The sequence below is a fragment of the uncultured Intestinibacter sp. genome, from assembly GCF_902468165.1.
Lineage (GTDB): Bacteria > Bacillota > Clostridia > Peptostreptococcales > Peptostreptococcaceae > Intestinibacter.
In genome coordinates this window covers 1-3311 of sequence record NZ_CABQXJ010000129.1, presented here as the reverse complement: position 1 = coordinate 3311, position 3311 = coordinate 1, and the positions used below count along the sequence as shown (strand labels likewise).

The 3311-nt window shown below is 30.6% G+C and carries 2 protein-coding genes; both read right to left on the bottom strand.

Annotated elements, in window-relative coordinates; translation table 11 throughout:
- Nucleotides 1-71: 71 nt before the first annotated feature.
- Nucleotides 72-614 carry an anaerobic ribonucleoside-triphosphate reductase activating protein gene (gene nrdG / locus RDX53_RS13910; RefSeq protein ID WP_195931709.1) on the bottom strand — a complete coding sequence of 181 codons (543 nt, stop codon included), beginning with the start codon at nucleotides 612-614 and terminating at the stop codon, nucleotides 72-74.
- A 14-nt stretch (nucleotides 615-628) separates the two neighbouring features.
- Nucleotides 629-2989, bottom strand: a complete 2361-nt coding sequence (locus RDX53_RS13905; RefSeq protein ID WP_295573928.1) for an anaerobic ribonucleoside triphosphate reductase — start codon at nucleotides 2987-2989, stop codon at nucleotides 629-631.
- Between the last annotated feature and the right edge of the window lie 322 nt (nucleotides 2990-3311).

Sequence of the window (3311 nt, the reverse complement as noted above, 5' to 3'; positions counted from 1 at the left end):
AAAATATTCATGTAAGAACTTAACTTGTTAATTAAATAGTATTAATAACAGTAACAATTTTACTATAAATATTATTTAGCTGTATATAATTGTTTTTCTTGCATATATTCAAATTTTAATACTGCTGTTTTGTATTTCAAACTTTTCTTTACGTCTATTATTCGTTGATTGGATGAACCCCTAAAGAGTAAACTTATGTCTCTTTTATCAAGTTCAAATCTTCCATCTACAAGTACATCTATATATTTTAATAATTCCACATTTTCAAAATAAAGCGGATTTTTTCTATCTATTAGTTCTTCAAATTTAAATCCTGTGTAACTCCAAACATCTAAATTCATATTTTTTGCTTCTTTTGCAATTTCAACTAATGGTGCAGGCTGTAAAAACGGCTCTCCTCCTGAAAGAGTTATTCCCTGTTGTAATTTTAAAGATGCCATTTTATTGATTATTTCTTTTGTGTCTACTTCATACCCTTTTGTTAAACTATGAGTTTGCGGATTGTGACATCCTTTACAGTTATGTTTACAACCTTGTGTCCATATTACCATTCTAAGTCCAGGTCCATCAACTATACTGTCACATATTACAGGAGATGCTATTCTTAGTTTCATTTTGCTCCCCCCTTTTAAATTCTGGTATGTTTTACTCTGTCTCTTACTTCTGCTTTTTTAGCATCATTAAATCGATCTACTGTCCCTACTAAATAACCTGTTATCCTTCTTATTCTTTCGAATTTTATATCACTTTCTTCTTCATTACGTCCACAAACAGGGCACACAGTACCAGGTATCACACCTGAAAATCCGCATACAGGATCTCTATCTACTGGATGATTTACGCTACCATATCCTATGCCCATTTCTTTCATACTTCTAATAATTGTTTCAAAAGCTTGTAAATTGTTTGAAGTATCGCCATCTAGCTCAACATAAGTTATATGACCACCATTAGTTAATTCATGGTATGGTGCCTCTATTTTTATCTTGTTAAAAGCTGATATATTATAGTATACAGGTACATGGAACGAATTAGTATAATATTCTTTATCTGTTATTCCTGTTATTTCCCCATATATCTTCTTATCTATTTCTGTGAAACGTCCTGAAAGCCCCTCTGCAGGAGTTGCTATAAGTGAGAAGTTTAATTTATATTTCTCTGTCGCCTCATCTATTCTTTTTCTCATGTGTGAAACTATTTTTAAGCCTAATTCTTGTGCATCTTCACTTTCACCATGATGTTTTCCTGTTAAAGCTATTAAACATTCTGCTAATCCTATAAATCCTACTGTTAATGTACCTTGTTTTATTACTTCTTTTAGTGTATCTTCTGGAGAAAGGTTATCTGATCCTCTCCATATTCCTTGCCCCATTAAAAACGGAAAGTTCTTCACTCTCTTATTTCCTTGAATCTCCATTCTTTCAAGAAGTTGATCTATTACTAAATCTATCTTTTCATCTAATTCATTAAAAAAGCCATCTAAATCTTTTTTTGTTCGTCCATTTACTATTCCATACTTAATTCCTAATCTAGGTAAGTTAATAGTAGTAAATGATAGGTTCCCTCTACCACTTGCAACCTCTTCACCACAAACATTGCCCATTACTCTAGTTCTACAACCCATATATGTTGTTTCAGTTTCTGGTTTACCTGGTATATACGTTTTTAAATTAAATGGAGCATCTAAGAAACTAAAGTTAGGAAATAATCTTTTTGCAGAAACTCTACACGATAATTTGAATAAATCATAATTAGGGTCTTCTGGATTTAAATTAACCCCTTCTTTAACTTTAAATATTAATATAGGGAATATCGCAGTTTCTCCATTACCTAATCCTTTTTCTAATGATAATAATAAGTTTTTACTTACCATTCTTCCTTCTGGTGATGTATCTGTACCAAAGTTTATACTTGAAAATGGCACTTGTGCACCTGCTCTTGAATGCATTGTATTTAAATTATGAATAAATCCTTCCATAGACTGATATGTTTGTCTATCTGTCTCCTTATACGCCTCATCATATGCAAAGTTTTGGATTGATACTGCTAAAGGTTCTTCTATATTAAATGTTTCTATTAATTTTTCTTTTTCAATGTATAGGTAATCTGGATTTTTTTCTAAGCCTACTTTTTTATTTGAACTCTTTTCAGTATCATACACAATGTCTTTTACTGCTCTTTTATCATCTATACCCTTTAATAATTTTAATCCCTTATTTAAATTAGCTATATATAACTTTCTAAAAGTCTTGTATACACCTTTAGCCAAATTATAATCAAAAAATGGTATACTTTGTCCCCCATGCTGATCATTTTGATTGCTTTGGATTGCAATTGCTGCTAATGCGCCATAACTCATTATGCTATTTGGCTCTCTTAAAAATCCATGACCAGTAGAAAATCCACCTTCAAATAATTTATCTAGGTCTATTTGGCAGCATGTTAAAGTCCCCATATTTAAAAAGTCCATATCGTGTATGTGTATTTCCCCTGTGTCGTGTGCTTGAGCATGCTCTGGTTTGATAACAAAAGTTTTGCAAAACTCCTTAGACACAGTACTACCATATTGGAGCATAGTCCCCATAGCAGTATTACCATCTATATTTGCATTTTCTCTTTTAATATTTGCATTACTAGCATCTTCAAATGTTATTTTTTCTATAGCCTTCATCAATCTAGATCTTGAATTCCTTATTCTACTTCTTTCATTCCTATAAAGAATAAATGCCTCACTAGTCTTTGCATGGCCTGTTTCAATAAGTACCTTTACTACCGTATCTTGTATATCCTCAACAGTAGGTATTTCATCAACAAATTTTTTATTTAACAAATTAACTACTTGCGCAGATAAACCTTCTGCGATTTCATAGTTTGGCTGTATATGCTCCTTTTCTGCCACTTCACTTGCTGCTGAAAATATAGCTTTTGTTATACAATCCTTATCAAAAATGACCTTTCTCCCATCTCTTTTTCTTATATATTCTATCAATTCCCGTTCCCCCTCAAACCACAATATATTGTGGTTTATTTTTACACTTTATACTATATATAGTATTTTTATTTAAAAAAATTCCCCTTAATTTAAAGGGGTTCTAAATATTTTGTATTTACTTTAAGGATAGCGAATTTCCATATTCTAGTCAATAACAATTCGCCTATTATATAACTTTTTCCTGTAATATATTTTCTAAAACTTAGTAATTGTAATGCTTACAAAAAAGTTCAAAATTTTTTAAAAATCTTTGCACATTTTACATATAGTTTTATTTTTATTCTGTAAATTTGTCCCAATTTGATATATTATATTTAAT